Source organism: Ruegeria sp. L12 (genome assembly GCF_056531745.1).
The window spans coordinates 202789-217826 of sequence record NZ_JBQFMH010000009.1 but is presented as its reverse complement, the minus strand read 5'-3'; the positions used below and the strand labels follow the sequence as shown (position 1 = coordinate 217826).

Annotated in this window: 11 protein-coding genes and 1 riboswitch; of the genes, 5 read left to right on the top strand and 6 right to left on the bottom strand. The window is 57.5% G+C overall.

Annotation, left to right across the window (positions count from 1 at the left end):
• Positions 1-172 precede the first annotated feature (172 nt).
• From ACR0K9_RS15625 to ACR0K9_RS15605, 5 genes are all read right to left on the bottom strand, one after another.
• Complete coding sequence (locus ACR0K9_RS15625; RefSeq protein WP_480535249.1) at positions 173-1234, bottom strand: FecCD family ABC transporter permease; 1062 nt, start codon at positions 1232-1234, stop codon at positions 173-175.
• 3 nt (positions 1235-1237) lie between these two features.
• Positions 1238-2173 (bottom strand): ABC transporter substrate-binding protein, encoded by a 936-nt coding sequence (locus ACR0K9_RS15620; RefSeq protein ID WP_480824532.1) that lies wholly within the window; start codon positions 2171-2173, stop codon positions 1238-1240.
• 12 nt (positions 2174-2185) lie between these two features.
• Positions 2186-2965, bottom strand: coding sequence for an ABC transporter ATP-binding protein (locus tag ACR0K9_RS15615; RefSeq protein WP_480824530.1), 780 nt, complete (start codon positions 2963-2965; stop codon positions 2186-2188).
• Positions 2962-3369 carry a DUF1636 family protein gene (locus tag ACR0K9_RS15610; RefSeq protein ID WP_480824528.1) on the bottom strand — a complete coding sequence of 136 codons (408 nt, stop codon included), beginning with the start codon at positions 3367-3369 and terminating at the stop codon, positions 2962-2964. Before ACR0K9_RS15610 ends, ACR0K9_RS15615 begins: the two co-directional genes overlap by 4 nt.
• A gap of 101 nt (positions 3370-3470) precedes the next feature.
• A riboswitch (cobalamin riboswitch) is annotated at positions 3471-3668 on the bottom strand.
• Between the two features lie 693 nt (positions 3669-4361).
• Positions 4362-5396: an AraC family transcriptional regulator gene (locus tag ACR0K9_RS15605; RefSeq protein WP_480824526.1), complete on the bottom strand. Its 1035-nt coding sequence runs from the start codon at positions 5394-5396 to the stop codon at positions 4362-4364.
• A 151-nt stretch (positions 5397-5547) separates the two neighbouring features.
• On the opposite strand from ACR0K9_RS15605, the gene ACR0K9_RS15600 reads away from it, so the two are divergent.
• From ACR0K9_RS15600 to ACR0K9_RS15590, 3 genes are all read left to right on the top strand, one after another.
• Positions 5548-7152 (top strand): arylsulfatase, encoded by a 1605-nt coding sequence (locus ACR0K9_RS15600; RefSeq protein WP_480535244.1) that lies wholly within the window; start codon positions 5548-5550, stop codon positions 7150-7152.
• Positions 7153-7313: 161 nt separating this feature from the next.
• On the top strand, positions 7314-8918 hold the full coding sequence (locus ACR0K9_RS15595; protein ID WP_480824524.1) for an alkaline phosphatase family protein: 1605 nt from the start codon (positions 7314-7316) through the stop codon (positions 8916-8918).
• A gap of 74 nt (positions 8919-8992) precedes the next feature.
• On the top strand, positions 8993-10972 hold the full coding sequence (locus ACR0K9_RS15590; protein WP_480824522.1) for a multiheme c-type cytochrome: 1980 nt from the start codon (positions 8993-8995) through the stop codon (positions 10970-10972).
• 676 nt (positions 10973-11648) lie between these two features.
• Here the strand turns inward: ACR0K9_RS15590 and ACR0K9_RS15585 are convergent.
• Positions 11649-12965: a tetratricopeptide repeat protein gene (locus ACR0K9_RS15585; protein ID WP_480535241.1), complete on the bottom strand. Its 1317-nt coding sequence runs from the start codon at positions 12963-12965 to the stop codon at positions 11649-11651.
• 102 nt (positions 12966-13067) lie between these two features.
• On the opposite strand from ACR0K9_RS15585, the gene ACR0K9_RS15580 reads away from it, so the two are divergent.
• On the top strand, positions 13068-13367 hold the full coding sequence (locus ACR0K9_RS15580; RefSeq protein ID WP_480535240.1) for a hypothetical protein: 300 nt from the start codon (positions 13068-13070) through the stop codon (positions 13365-13367).
• 1 nt (position 13368) lies between these two features.
• Positions 13369-15006: a sulfatase-like hydrolase/transferase gene (locus ACR0K9_RS15575; RefSeq protein WP_480535239.1), complete on the top strand. Its 1638-nt coding sequence runs from the start codon at positions 13369-13371 to the stop codon at positions 15004-15006.
• Positions 15007-15038: the final 32 nt, after the last annotated feature.

Genomic DNA, 15038 nt, shown 5'->3' with positions numbered 1-15038 from the left:
ATCAGAAAGGCACTCGCGCTCTGTTCAGCGCATCACTTTCTGCGTCAGCAACACGCTGTTTTTCAACAGAATCAGCCCAAAGCAGTCATTCGCCGCAGTTAAGTCGAACGACTGCTATGCGGGACCAAGCGGGCTTTCATTCCATTTCAGCCTATGTCCGCTTTTGAGTAGCTCACGAAACGTTCGCCTGTCGCTTGTGCAGAAGCCACACAAAGAAACACCCGCCGACCAATCCGGTCACAATCCCGATGGGCATGTCTTCGGGGGCCATGATGGTGCGGGCCACGACATCCGCCCACAGCACGAACAGGCCACCCACGGCCGCAGAGGTGGGCACCAGGCGGCGGTAATCTCCGCCGACAATCAGTCTGGCGATATGCGGCACCATCAGTCCCACGAATCCGATCATCCCGGAAAAGGCCACCATCACGCCGGTGATCAGGGCCCCGATAACAAAGACGCTCAGGCGAAACCGCACGACGTCCAGCCCCAGCGAGGATGCCGTTTCATCACCGATCGTCATGGCGTTCAGATCGGCAGAGCGTAGATACATCCAGCCCAGACAAGGCAGCAGGATTGCCAGCGGATAGATCAGATGTGACCATTGCGCCAGGCCCAGCCCGCCCAGCATCCAGAACACAACGGTATGGGTGGCGCGTGGATCACCCAGAAAGATCAGGATGTTCGCGCCCGCCATGATGATGAAAGAAATCGCCACACCCGTCAGAACCAGCCGGTCCGCACTGGTGGCTGACGCAAAGCTCGAAACACCCAAGACGAGCGCTGTAGCGCATAATGCCCCAACAAAAGCCAGCAACGGTACAGTCAGGAGACCCAGAAACAGCCCGGTATGTAGCAATGCGAGGATCGCGCCAAAGGCCCCGCCAGACGAAATGCCCAGCAGATGCGGGTCCGCCAAGGGATTGCGCGTCACCGCCTGAAGTGAAGCTCCGACCGCAGCCAACCCTGCCCCGACCATTGCCGCCAGCAGGGCACGGGGAAAGCGGATATCCCAGACAATCGCCGATTTGCCTTTTGACCAAGTAACGTCGATCTGGCCGGGGGCAAGTTTATCAAGAACCACCCCCCAAACCGTGCCGGCGGGGATGGGCACCGCGCCGACACTCACAGCAAAGGTCACCGAAACAGCAAACAGAAGGATCACCAGCGAAACAGAGGCAGGCAAGTGCCAACGTCTTCTGGGTCGGGATGTGCTGACTGCTTCGGTGTACATAGATCAGTTGCTCCAGAAGGCCGAGGCGAGGGTCTTGATCGCCTCGATGTTGCGGGGCCCGGGGGTTGCCTCGACATATTCCAGCGTCACGAACCGATCATTCTTGACCGCGTCAATATCAGCAAATGCCGGGTTCGACATCATGAACTCGCGCTTTTGCTCTGCAGTCACATTGCCGTAGTTCACGATCACGATCATTTCCGGGTTGCGCTCGACGACTTCTTCCCAGGTCACCGTGGCCCAGCTCTTCTCGAAGTCGTCCAGAACATTGCGCCCGCCTGCGGCTTCGATCAGGGCGGTGGGCATGGCATAGCGTCCCGCGGTAAAGGGAGTGTCCTCGCCGCTGTCATAGACAAATACACGCAGCGGTTCGTCACCGGCATCCAGATCGGCGTTGAAATCTGCAAGCTCTGCCTTGTAGCCGTCCACCAGCTCTTGCGCCTGATCCTCGACAGCAAAGATGCGGCCCAGATTCAGCAGATCGGTATACATGTCATCCATGCTGGCCTTGTCTTTTTCACCGATATGGATGCAGCTTTCGGTCAACTCATAGACGTCGATGTCAAACGCGGCCAGGGTTTCGGGCGTGACTTCGCCACCAACCTTCATGCCATAGTTCCAACCGGCAAAGAAGAAATCGGCATCCGCCCCGATCAATACTTCCTTGCTGGGGTATTTCGAAGACAACTCGGGTAGTTGCTCGACTCCTTCGCGCATCTTCTCATCCAGTGTTTTCCAACCAGAGATACCGGTATAGCCCACCATGTGGTCCGCCAGTCCCAGCACCAACATCATTTCGGTCAGGTTGACGTCGTTGGAAATCGCTGCTGTCGGGACTTCGTCAAAGGTAACGGTACGGTTGCAGCTTCGTACCGTGGTTTCTGCCAGTGCCAGGCTTGCTGTACAGGACAGCCCCAATGCCAGGGGGAGTAGTTTCATTCAGGTGATCCTTTAGTTCAGTTGGAAAGAGAAGTGATTGTTCTGACTGCGGCTCAGCTGTTCCAGCCGGGCCGAGACACGAAATGCACCCGACACGAGGTCTTCGGTCAGGACATCCTGCGGGGGGCCGAACACCAGCGACTGGCCATTCTGCATTACCAGAATGTCGTCACAGAACGTGGCCGCCATGTTGAGGTCATGTAGCGACACGACAACGGTGATGTGGAGGTCGCGCACAAGTTCAAGCAGCTCTAGCTGATAATGGATATCGAGGTGGTTGGTTGGCTCATCCAGAACCAGCAGCCGCGGCGCTTGCGCCAGGGCACGGGCCATCATCACCCGTTGGCGTTCACCGCCCGACAGGGTGCCGATCTGCCGGTCGCGCAGATGTATCAGCTTGGTTTGGCGCAGCACGTTCTCGATGACCTCGGCACAGTGCTGGCCGGGTGTTGAAAAGCTCTGGCGATGTGGCAAGCGGCCCAATGCCACCACGTCGCGCACCGTCAGGGCAAAGTCATTGGGTTGCTCTTGCAAAACCGCTGCAACCGTTTGGGCAGCTGTCTTCGGCGGCATGGTCCAGATATCTTCACCATCAATCCTGACCGTACCGCTGGACGGCCGATGATACCGATAGAGCGTGCGCAATAACGAGGACTTCCCCGCCCCGTTCGGTCCGACGATCCCCAAAATGCGCCCGGCCTTCAGATGAAAGTTGATTGGATGCAAAATCAGCGGCACCCTGGCCGAGGGCCGCCAACTTACGTTCTCGACATACAGCTCCGCGGCGTTCATTGAACAGGCTCCGCGCTGCGCTCAAGGGCGATGATGCTGGCCGGAACCCGTGCCAGTGTGGATTTGCGCAGCTTGCCTGGTCTGTCGACAGAGCTGCTCCACCCGTCATGTAGATGGGCATAGCGCCGGGCAAATTCGATCAGATCATCGACATCGGTGTCCGGGTCAATATCGCCAAACAAATATGTCGCCTTGTGCGAGCCGTGATAAGCCACCGTGCAGGGTCGATCACATCCCGCCATACATGCCACGCCCGAGATTTCGAAATCTTCGGGAATTGCGTCCTTGGCGTTTTCAAAAGCCTTTCGCAGCCGGGCGATCAGCTCATAACCAGGCTGGCAGGTTTTGCCCTTGTGTCGGCAAGAGATGCAAACGGTAATTCTGTGTGTGGCAGTCCGGCCCATGTCGCCCTCCGCAAAGTTGCGGGGTTGATTGCGAGCCAGCCATGTTTACGGCTACAGCCGAGTGTTCCATCGTGGTCTCCTTCCGAGGCACCCCGCCCGGGTTGAGTTGCGTTACGATGGCAGGTCTCCTGACTTGCGGGTCGTCGCTTCTCCGATCCTTCCCAGCCTCTTCGGGCCAGTGGCATCATCGGGTCGCTCGCCGCTTACAGTTGCGGGGGCAGTCACGGAATTGGCCAAAGCCGCACCGTATTCCCTGTGTTGGAATCACTTACTCCAACTCCATCAAAGTGAGCGATATCAGCAGATTCGTGGATGCGTCAATCGTGGAATGAGAAACACGTTGCAACACCGAATGTTGTCTTCCATTTCCTTCTGAACGAATACTTGCAGCCGATCGCTCATTCTAAAGACAAGAACCAACAAGTTGCAGCGGTTCATCTGGGTATAAAACGGTCATTCGGGGCACTATGCAGCAATTGTCACCTTGGCTCACAACCGACCAGCGCCCATGCGGCAATGCCTTTGCGGCGGGATGAGCGAGACCGGCCATTTGCCAATCTCGCCAGAACCTTGATTTTGCAGGGGCTCTGACGATGTGCTGCCGTTGGATATCAATGAGCCGATGTTCAGGACGTAGGCGGCGAAATCTGATAGCGAGCCCATACCGCTCACTGGTGATTTTCGCAGTATTTCTCGCGAAGGGCGGACACCGGACCTTCTCTGCAGTCGCAGACAGCTGGCGAATACTGCAGCGACCCTTTCTAAAAACGCCGCCTGGGTTATCACGATTTTCTTTGCGGCGGTCGCGGCTCCAACCTTGAGCTTCAACAATTGCAGGTTTTCTAAACTTTGGTTTTTGCAAATGAACCGGCAAACTCTTTGCCTTTGCGGCTGTGGTCAGAAATCGGCACTCGGAATGGCACGCCGATAAAGAAGGCTTTCATTGCCGCCCGGGCAATTCAGATCGGAGGATATTTGATCAAGTTGTGCGGTTAACCTCTTGGTTTGGACATCCGCTCGGTTGACGGAGAGCGCCCGAAACGCCGACCAAAGGCTCGCGTGAAATGGGCATGGTCACTGTAGCCTGCGAGCATGGCGATCTCTGACAGGGGTGCCTCGGTCTCCAGGATCAGTGCGCGCGCCCGGTCCAGTCTCACACGATCGAGCAAAATACGGTAGGACAGGCCTTCAGCGTCGAGCCAGCGTTGCAGCGTGCGCCGGGCGACACCGACCATTCCCGCGGCACCGTCGATGTCCGTGTGACCGTCAATCAGGCGTAGCGTGATGACAGCGGCAAGGCGGTCGATGTCGCATTCCTGTCGCCGCAATTTGATTTCCGCGAGAATGTCGCGCGAACTGAGCCGAAGCGCTTGCCTCCCCCTGGACCCCAGCGCGGGACGGGACCAAAGCGCAGCCGATGGGAACGCGATCCCGTCGACAGCTGAATTGAAGTGCCAGGGAATACCTGTAGAGTCTTCGCGCAACGCCGCCTCCAAGCCGGTCCCTGCGGTGCGTGTTTCCATATGCGAAGGCTTCCAATCCGGGCCACAATAGGCCCGCGCTACCTTTGCCATTACGGGCAGAATATGGTCGGCGTGCTGTGTCGCGCCCGCACCTGTAACGGCCGTCTGCCGATAGCTCCACACCACGAGATCGCCTCGTCGGTGCTCAAGTGAAAGTTCCCCGCCGATCTGATGCAGGACGATGCAGCGGGACAACCGCGAGATGGCTCCCGCGAAGGTTGGCGCCTGTAGCGAATAATTCACCCAAAGACCGTACTCGCCGGGCTGCATAGCATTTCCCACACGCAAACCCAGAATTGGATCGCCCGTCAGCCGCGCTGCGCCGTCGAACAGCCTGATAACTGCTCCCAGAGGTACCTGATGCGCCCGGTCATCGACAAGCACGAGCGGCAAGCCTGCGCCCCGAAAGGCGCGTTCGACCGCCTTTGATCCGCTTTGCGCCTCAAGCAGATCCGGCAGCGGACCGATCCCGGTCGCATATGTCATCGCGAGTTTACCCACCACGCAGAGTTTCCACGCGATGTCACAAAATGGCAAGTCAACTCGCAGGTTTGGTGTTACTCTTGGCATCGGTCGGATGTCGACATCCCGCCGATAGGATCCGAAAGCCTTTTCAGTGCAACAAGATACAGTTGCCAACTAGGAGGAAACCAAAATGTTATTCCGTACAGCGCTGGCCGCCGTCGGCGCCGTCTTGATTGGGCTGCCACTCGCCGCTCAGGAACAGGGCAAGCCTAATATTCTTGTCATCTGGGGGGACGACATCGGCCAGTCCAATATCTCGGCCTATACGTTCGGCGTCATGGGGTACCAGACACCCAACATCGACCGGATTGCGCGAGAAGGCATGATGTTCACGGACTATTACGGCGAGCAATCCTGCACCGCCGGACGCTCCTCCTTCATCATGGGACAATCCGTGTTTCGCACCGGCTTGTCCAAGGTCGGTTTGCCTGGCGCTGAAGAAGGTATGCAGGTGGAAGACCCGACCATCGCGGGCCTCTTGAAAGCCGAAGGATACGCCACCGGCCAGTTCGGCAAGAACCACCTCGGTGACCGCGACGAACACCTGCCGACCAACCACGGTTTCGATGAGTTCTTCGGCAACCTCTACCACCTCAACGCCGAGGAGGAGCCGGAAAACCCGGATTATCCACGTGATGCCGTACTGCCGGATGGGCAGACCTTCCTCGACCGTTTCGGGCCACGCGGCGTTATTCGCTCCAGCGCGACATATGGCGAGACGGAGATCACCCAGGAGATCGAGGATACCGGTGCGCTCGATATCGAACGCCAGAAGGTCGTGGATGACCAGACCACAGAAGCAGCCATTGCCTTCATCGAAGAACAGACCGCGGCGGGCACGCCCTGGTTCGTCTGGTGGAGCGGCACCCGGATGCATTTTCGCACCCATGTCCGCGATGAAGTAATTGACGCGGCCCAGGACAAGACCAAGGGCATAGCGGACGAGTATACCGCCGGTATGATCGAGCACGATGGTCACATCGGACAATTTCTGGACAAGCTCGACGAGTTGGGTATCGCGGAGAATACGATTGTCTTCTATTCGACCGACAACGGCCCGCATATGAATACATGGCCTGATGCGGCGATGACGCCCTTCTGGGGCGAGAAGAACACCCAGTGGGAAGGCGGCTGGCGTGTTCCGGCGATGGTGCGCTGGCCCGGGCAGATTCCGGAAGGCGAAATCAGCAATGAGATCGTGCATCATATGGACTGGTTGCCGACATTCCTCGCGGCGGCGGGCAATGAAACGATCAAGGAAGATCTGCTGGAAGGCGTCACCGTGGATGCGATGGCGGGTCGCGAGTATCGCGTGCATCTCGATGGCTACAACATCCTGCCGATGCTAACCGGCGAAACGGATGAAAGCCCCAGAAACGAAATCTTCTATTTCACCGATGACGGCGATTTGGCTGCGTTGCGCTTCCAGAACTGGAAGATCACCTTCCTCGAGCAGAAAGCATGGGGAACTCTGCGCGCATGGATGGAGCCGCTGACACCGCTCCGAGTGCCTTTGGTCTTCAATCTGCGGCGTGACCCCTATGAACGCGCTTACCGGACATCCAACACCTATTATGACTGGATGATCGACCGTGCTTTCATGCTGGTGCCGGCGCAGGCTTATGTAGCGCAGTTCCTCTCCACCTTCGCCGAGTATCCACCGCGGCAAGAGGCGGCGAGCTTCAGTCTGGACAAGGTGATGGAGAAGCTGTCGCAACCCGGCGGCGCGCAATAAACGCGCAAATGATTTCTTGCCGCCCCGACAGCCTTCGGGGCGGCGGTTTTCGATTGGGATACAACCCGCAGAGGAGGCCACCAATGCTATTCCGTTGGATAGGGGTATGCGCATTTTCGCTCCCCGGATGTGTAGCTGCCGCGGAGGACGTTCCCCGGCTTGTGCTGCAGATCACGGTAGACCAGTTGCGTGGCGATCTGATTGACCGATACGGCGCCGGGTTGGGCGAAGGCGGGTTCAACCGCCTCATCACTAACGGTACTTGGTACACCAATGCCCACCATCGCCACGCCAACACCGAAACCATCGTCGGCCATACCACGCTGTCGACAGGCACTGACCCGGGCATTCATGGCATGGTCGCCAACTTGTGGTTCGACCGCAACAGCGGCAGCACCTTCTACAACGTACAGGACCCGGATTACCCGCTCGTGGGCGCGAAAGGCGTCGATGCCGACACGGAAATCGACCCGACGCAGCGCGCCGCGACGACAGACGGCAGATCGCCGCGCAACATTCTCACCTCGACGATCGGCGACGAGATCCGCCTGCATTACGGACCCGCGTCCAAGGTTTTTGGGGTGTCGGTCAAGGACCGTGGTGCGATCTCCTTTGCCGGGCATGCCGGTCAGGCCTACTGGTTTTCCAAGGCCGAGGGGCGTTTTGTCACCAGCACCTTCTACCGCGACAGCTACCCCGATTGGATTGCCGCTTGGGAAGAGACGGGGTTAGTGGGCACTTATGCCGGGACGAGTTGGACCCTGACGTTGCCGAAGGAGGCCTATAACTTCGCAGACAAGGATGACCAATCATGGGAGACGGATTTTCCGAGCTATGGTCGCACCTTTCCGCATCACTATGGCTCAGCCGACAGCAAATTTTACACGACGCTCTTGACGCTCAGTCCGGCGGGTGACGAGATTACCGTCAATTTCGCCAAGGCGCTGATGAACGCCGAAGAGGTAGGGCAGGACGACGTGCCCGACTTCATGAGCGTCAGCCTGTCCTCCACGGATTACGTCGGGCATCTTTTTGGGCCCTCCAGCCTTGAATCGGAGGACAACATCAAACGTCTGGATCGGACACTTGCCGATCTTCTTTCCTTTGTGGATGAGACCGTCGGTCTTGAGAGAACGCTTGTAGTGCTCTCGGCAGATCATGGCGCGCCAGAAGCGGCGGGTTATCTTGCCACTCTCGGCATCGAGGCACGGAATTTCAGTTTTGAAGATGTGGACACGAGACCTGGCCTGGCGCGCTTGCGCGAGGAATTAGGCACCGGGCAATTCCTGATCGAGAGCTTCACCAACCCTTACATCTATCTCGATCACGAGGTGATCGCGACTTTGGCTCTTGATCCTGCTGTGGTCGAGACGGCGGTGGCGGAGGAGTTGCAAAAGCTGCCGGGCATCGCCCTTGCCGTCTCCAGCAGGGCGCTGGCGCGCGGCGAGGTCGCCGACACGCGCGTGAGTGCCTCGGTGCTGGCCAATTTTCATCCGGATCGTTCGGGCGACATCTACATCGTCTTCGAGCCGCACTGGTTCGTCGCGAATTTCGACGGTCTTCACGTGGCATCGGCGCATGGCTCACCCTGGACCTATGACACCCATGTTCCCATCATCTTCATGGGGCCAGGCATAGACGGCGGCCAGCGCGTCGAGCGGTACGTGGAAACGGTCGATGTCGCCGTCACACTTGCGGCCCTGATGCGCACGAAACAGCCAAGCGGTGCCGTGGGCCAGCCGCTCTTGGAAGTTTTTGGCGACTAGAGGCGTGCGACAGTCCACAGTTCTTTAAATTGAGAGATATTTTGAAAAAGAAACCAGCCGTCCGGTCATTCCTAATGCGTACCATTCAAAGTTGCCTCTCTGTATGGCTTGTGGCGGGAGCGTTCAGCACGCCGGCCCCTGCTCAGGATTACGTGGGTTCGGCAGCGTGCCGGGACTGCCATGTCGATGCCTACGAGGCTTGGCGCACGTCCCATCATGCGCGAGCGTGGACAATGCCCTCGCCGGATACGGTAGTCGCGGATTTCGATGGAACCGTTTTTAACCACGATGGCATGACCGCCCGCTTTCGCATCGAGGGCGGCGACTATCACGTCGAGGTGACGGAAAAGGACGGCGTGACGACCGATTACCGCGTGCATTCCGTTGCCGGGATCGAGCCGCTGCAACAATACCTGCTGGAAACCGAACCTGGACGGCTTCAGAGTTTCGATGTCGTCTGGGACAGCGATACAGGCGGCTGGTTTCATCTCTACCCGAACGAAGATCTGCCGCCGGATAACGGACTGCATTGGACAGGTCCGTACAAGAACTGGAACGCCCGCTGCGCGGAATGCCACGCAACCGGATACGAGAAGAATTACGACCCCGCCACGCGCACATATGCTTCGAAGCAGGTCGAGATCGGGGTGGGCTGCGAAGGCTGTCACGGCCCCGGCGCGGCGCATCTGAGGTGGGCGGAAGGGCTGGACATCGAATTGCCGGGCATCGCAGTCGATGCCTATGGTTTCAAGCAAAGCTTCGCGACAACCGAGGCCACGATCCAGCAATGCGCGACGTGCCACTCGCGCAGGGAGGCATTTGACGACGCCTCTCCGCTGCCGGGCACGGCATATCACGACGCCTATTCGCTCGCCTTGTTGCGACCGGGGCTCTACCACGCCGATGGGCAGATCCTCGACGAGGTCTATGTCTACGGCTCGTTTTTGCAGTCGAAAATGTACGCTGCCGGCGTGGGTTGCCTTGATTGCCATGACGCCCACAGTGCCGAGCGGGTGGCGCAGGGGAATGGAGTTTGCACCCAGTGCCACTCTCCCGCCGGAAATCCGCGCTTCGAGACCCTGAGTCCAGCGAACTACGACAGTTCCGGGCATTACTTCCACGAACCGGGCACACCAGGAGCGCAATGCAAGTCGTGCCATGCGCCCGAACGCGTCTACATGGGCAACGACTGGCGGGCCGATCACTCCTTCCGCGTTCCACGGCCTGATCTTGCCGAGAAGACCAGCGCACCCGACGCCTGCACCTCCTGTCACACCGATCGCGATCCTGCCTGGGCGGCAGCCGAAATCGCGGCGCGCTTTCCCGACAGTGCGAACCGCGGCCCACATTTCGGTGCCACACTGGCGCACGGGCGAGAGAGCGCGGTTGCTGCGACAGACGCCTTGTCGGACCTCGCTGCGGACGAGGATCAGCCAGGTATTGTCCGCGCCACGGCGCTTTGGCTTCTGGAGGCAGCGGGCGACCCGGTTGCAGCCCAGCGTCTTGCGCCGCTTCTGTCCCACGCCGATCCGATCGTGCGCGTCGCGGCGATTGGCGCTCAGCGCATGGCTGCGCCGCAGGACCGTGTGTTGCGCCTTCTGCCTGTACTTTCCGACCCCGTGCGTGCCGTGCGCATGGCCGCAGCGAGGGAATTGATCGATGCGCCAATTGCCCGGCTTCCGGGCACGTCGCAGGCTGATCTTGATGGCGCTATGGCAGAGTGGCGTGCGGCACTCGGCAGCCGCCTCGACTTTCCTGAGACGCATCTGCAGATCGCCGGTGTTTCCTTGACGATGCGCAATATGCTCGCGGCGGAGAGCGCCTTCGCTGAGGTCGTCCGCCTCGACCCGCAAAGACAGGCGGCCTGGGTCATGCGCGCCCGGATCGCGGCGGCAATCGAAGGGCGGGAACGTGCGTTGTCCATTGTGAACGAGGCACTCGAAGTCTTGCCGGACGACTTGACGCTTCTGGGGTTTCGTGCGGAACTGGGCGGGCCGGCCGTGCCGCCCGAAGCTCTCTTGCCGCCCGCTGCCCTTGGCTCGGATCGACCTTGACACATTGGCGTCCCGCGTATCCCTGCGATCATCGGACAGACAAGAGCGCCGTCTATATTGACCGGTCAATTGACTTTGTCTTGGCAAGTGATGCTCTTTACTAGAGCGCTGGACACCGACAGATAAAATACATTCTAGCAGCACATACTGAACACACATTGGGCGGCTTCAACTACACATTGTGAGTGCAAGCTGGGCAAGATTTCGACGGTGCAACGGATGTCCGATCCTGCTGGCCCCAATGCGGCGACTGGTCACCGCGTTTTATGTCCGGATTTGCCGCGTCGCGCCAGTTCGAGCGAGATGATCGAGTGACAGCTTGGTCCCGCACTTTTCTCATTCGCCGACGTCGAAGTTTCTCTATCGCAGCGAACGGCTGCTAAGCAGGCCCCGATTGCAGAAACTGGGGTCGTCGCTGGAGGGCAGCTAAGGGCCGAAGGTACCTAGAGCGGACCTTTGTCTGACCATCACACGCCCAATCAGTATCGATCGACTCTACATTTGATTTTATCTGGAAGGTCGTCCACTTCGACACAAAAGCGCATCCTTGTTGGAAGAACGCCCTTATGAACAATACTCGCAAATCCATATGACATATGACGTCTCGGAAATAGCCACCTAAAAGAAGCTATCCCAATCTGAGCTAAATATTTATGACACATCCTATTGCACAGCGTCAGGGCCTGGCGGGTCCTGACCAACCTGCAGCTTTTATTGCACTGATCAGTTCTTGAACTGGTTGCGGGTCTACAAACACCCGAGTCTTCAGTGCTTCGAGGGGGAAGCTTGGCCATGTGTTCGAATACACTTTTGCTAGCCGTTGTGCCTCGGCTTTTTCCCCGTTCCGCCAGTGAGCTGCCATGAGGTAAGCTGCGGAAATTGGTCCGAACGGCCCGCCGCGAGATATTGTTTCATCAAACGTTCGGATTGCGGCAGCATAATCCCCGGTGTGGAACTGAGCCGCACCCAATGCATTGTCAAAGACAAGTCCCCCTCCGTTCTGGGCCAGTGCTCGATATCTCGCTGATTGCGACAGAACCCGTTCAAAATCGGATGTATAAAGAGAGATCAAGGCGTCGAATTCAGCAATATGTGAATCATCGGGTGCCAAGTCTGTGGCCCGTTGGGATAATTGAACTGCGCCATCGTAATTGCCCACCCCAAATTCAAACCATGCTCGCGCTGAAAGCGACCAAGGTGCATTCGGAACCATTTCCAAAGCGTAAGCACTATTCTTGTCCGCTGCGTGCAAAAACTCGTCTGAACCGGGCTTGCCCGATTGCATAATGGCGAGCATTGTTTCGACCTGAGAAGCACCAGCATAACCCCCGTAATATAACGGGTCTCGTTCAATCGCTGTTTTGAAAATCAACAACGCGGGCCGAAGCCGGGCCAGATCCGTAACAGGGAAAATCAGATCCCGGCCTGCGTCGCTTAGGTTCATTGCCTCGACACGGGCAGGTGACACGTCGTAGATTGCAGTTTTGCCGGTTTTGGGTGCTACAGATTGCGAAATGCGGCCAATCAGGACACCAAAAAGAATGCCTACTATTAACAGTGAAAGCGAGATAACGACTGCGGTAGCCCGTCGCCTTCCGCGTAAGCTTCGTCTGCTTCGACTGGAGCCCGGCAAAAATTCGGGTGCGTAACCCCCAACGGGCAGCGAGATAACCAATTTGTCAGCAATCCCGTTACCATCATAATAAGATTGCAGCTTTCGCCGAACACGCCCGGCATCCACACGCACGACGCCCTCGCGTTTCAACAACTCATCCGCGTCGTATCCATAAACATCCATCGCAATGGTCTTGGCACGTATATCGTCGGAACGACCCTCCAGCGTTTCCGTCACCACGTAAGATAGGAATGATCGCATGCGGGCGGATCCTTTGAATTCATCCGACCCCAGAACCTTATCCAACGCGGCACGCACCTGCTCGCCCGAGAACGATTGAGTTCCAGTCTGGCCCTGATTGCCCACGCTGACGTTCAAAAACTATCCTTTCACAATAAGGGTTTGACGTCACGTTGCTACCGTATCATGCGGCTTGAAACGTGCAATATATATTCTTTTGGATGCATGCTTAGAGGGAGTATGCCTAAAAAAGCGCTGCCAATGACGGATGATGAATTCTTTGAATCTCAATTTCCCAAAGCGGGTCGTCTGCTACGGAACCTGCGGGAAAAAGACCAAGAGTTCGATCAAATTTGCCGCGACTACAAAGAGGTTTTTGCAGAACTGGCGGCGCCATCAAAGTCTCAGTCAGTTCTGCAGATACGCTACCTTGCCGATCTGGCAGAAAGCCTTTCGGACCTGCGAAGCAGTATTGACGGACTCCTGCGGGCTCAGGGCGCGCATGCGGAATCGGTACGGAACAAAGATTTGGAGGTTTGACATGAAACTTAGATATATCTTGCCTACGTTGTTGATTGGTGCTGGCTCCGTGCTTGCTCAGGAAACCCCCATTGTTCATGACGGCGAGTTTGAATTCCTCCGCGCGCAGTTTGGTGAGGCATGGGATGCACAAGACGTTGAAGTCGACGCCAAGTTGGCCGAAATACGTGACGCCAATGGCGGCAAGCCTCCTAATTTTCTCTACATCCTAATCGACGACGTTAGCTTTGGTCAGATGGGTGACCGCAAGATGAATTACGTCATGGGGATCGAGACACCCAGCATCAATCAATTGGCCGCCGAAGGTTTATCGCTGATGCGCATGTATACCGAACCCTCCTGCACCCCGACCCGCACCGCCATGTTGACAGGGCGCCACCCAATTCGCGCAGGTGTGGAAGAGGTCAAGGTGGCTTTGGTCGGCGAGGGCCTTCCGGCCAGTGAAGTGACATTGCCCGAGATTCTGAAGCAGGTCGGCTACAATACGGCGCATGTCGGCAAATGGCACCAAGGCGACATCGAACAATCGTACCCCCACAATCAGGGGTTCGATTGGGCCGCATTTCCACTTCACCAGCAAGTACAGCTGAGCCTGATGACTCCCGAGGCAATGCGGTCAAACACCATGCTCGGTTATGTGCCCGAGGGGCAGAACAATCAGTTCCTGCTGGATGAACGGTTCAAGCCATATGGCCTTGTCACCGGTGTCGAGGCCGAAGCCGGTGGACCCGCCCAGGAAGTAGAAATGTCAGCCGGTGAGGTGTGGACGCAGGCCAAATATGAAGAGATGAACGAGCGATATCAACGGCAGGCGCTGGAGCAACTTGAACGCGTCGCTTCCGAGGATGCGCCATTCTTCTTACAATACTGGCCGCTTTACCCGTTGAACTTCGTCTACCCTGATCAGGCAATTTCACGAAATGGCGGGTTTCATGCCGACAAGCTGCAACTGCTTGATGGTTGGATCGGAGATCTTTTGGCCAAGCTTGAAGAAACCGGCAAAGCGGACAACACAATTGTTGTTCTGATGGCGGATAATGGCCTTATGTATCACTACGAAGGCTCATCCGGTCTGAACCAGCTGATCTATCGCGGTGGCAAGACCCAGCATCTTGAAGGCGGCGTAAGAACTGATGCGTTCATTCGCTGGCCTGGTGTGATCGAAGCCAACAGTGCAGTCGGTGACATCTTTCATGTCTCAGATATATTCACCACGATGGCGCGGATTGCCGGAGCCACAGACTTTATCCCAAGGGACCGCGTGATAGACGGCATCGACCAGACGGCCTTGCTGTTGAACGGCGAGGGAAACGGGCGGCGCGACTATGTCTATATCTACGAAGGGCCTGTCTTGCGCTCGGTCGTCAAGCAGGAGTTCAAGATGCATCTTCCTGCACCCGGCCAACCCGGCGCGGCTGCTCCGACTTATAATATCTATCGGGACCCCCGAGAGGAACATCCGTTGGTGGGCTACTCGCTTTGGGCCGGGGCATCTTTTCAAGATATGATCAAGCGTCACCAGAAGATGATCGCCAAGTATCCGCATTCAGAGATTGGCAAAGGTACCCCTTATGAAGGCATAGAAAACCTGCGCCCGGAATCCGAACTGACCCGCGACGTATTCATGAGTTGGCAGTGAGATCACAAAATTGGTAATTATTTGAATATAAC

Excerpts from the sequence above, each read along its gene's own strand:
- ACR0K9_RS15625 (WP_480535249.1), bottom strand. The coding sequence starts at position 1,234 with ATGTACACCGAAGCAGTCAGCACATCCCGACCCAGAAGACGTTGGCAC.
- ACR0K9_RS15620 (WP_480824532.1), bottom strand. The coding sequence starts at position 2,173 with ATGAAACTACTCCCCCTGGCATTGGGGCTGTCCTGTACAGCAAGCCTG.
- ACR0K9_RS15615 (WP_480824530.1), bottom strand. The coding sequence starts at position 2,965 with ATGAACGCCGCGGAGCTGTATGTCGAGAACGTAAGTTGGCGGCCCTCG.
- ACR0K9_RS15610 (WP_480824528.1), bottom strand. The coding sequence starts at position 3,369 with ATGGGCCGGACTGCCACACACAGAATTACCGTTTGCATCTCTTGCCGA.
- ACR0K9_RS15600 (WP_480535244.1), top strand. The coding sequence starts at position 5,548 with ATGTTATTCCGTACAGCGCTGGCCGCCGTCGGCGCCGTCTTGATTGGG.
- ACR0K9_RS15590 (WP_480824522.1), top strand. The coding sequence starts at position 8,993 with ATGCGTACCATTCAAAGTTGCCTCTCTGTATGGCTTGTGGCGGGAGCG.
- ACR0K9_RS15580 (WP_480535240.1), top strand. The coding sequence starts at position 13,068 with ATGCCTAAAAAAGCGCTGCCAATGACGGATGATGAATTCTTTGAATCT.
- ACR0K9_RS15575 (WP_480535239.1), top strand. The coding sequence starts at position 13,369 with ATGAAACTTAGATATATCTTGCCTACGTTGTTGATTGGTGCTGGCTCC.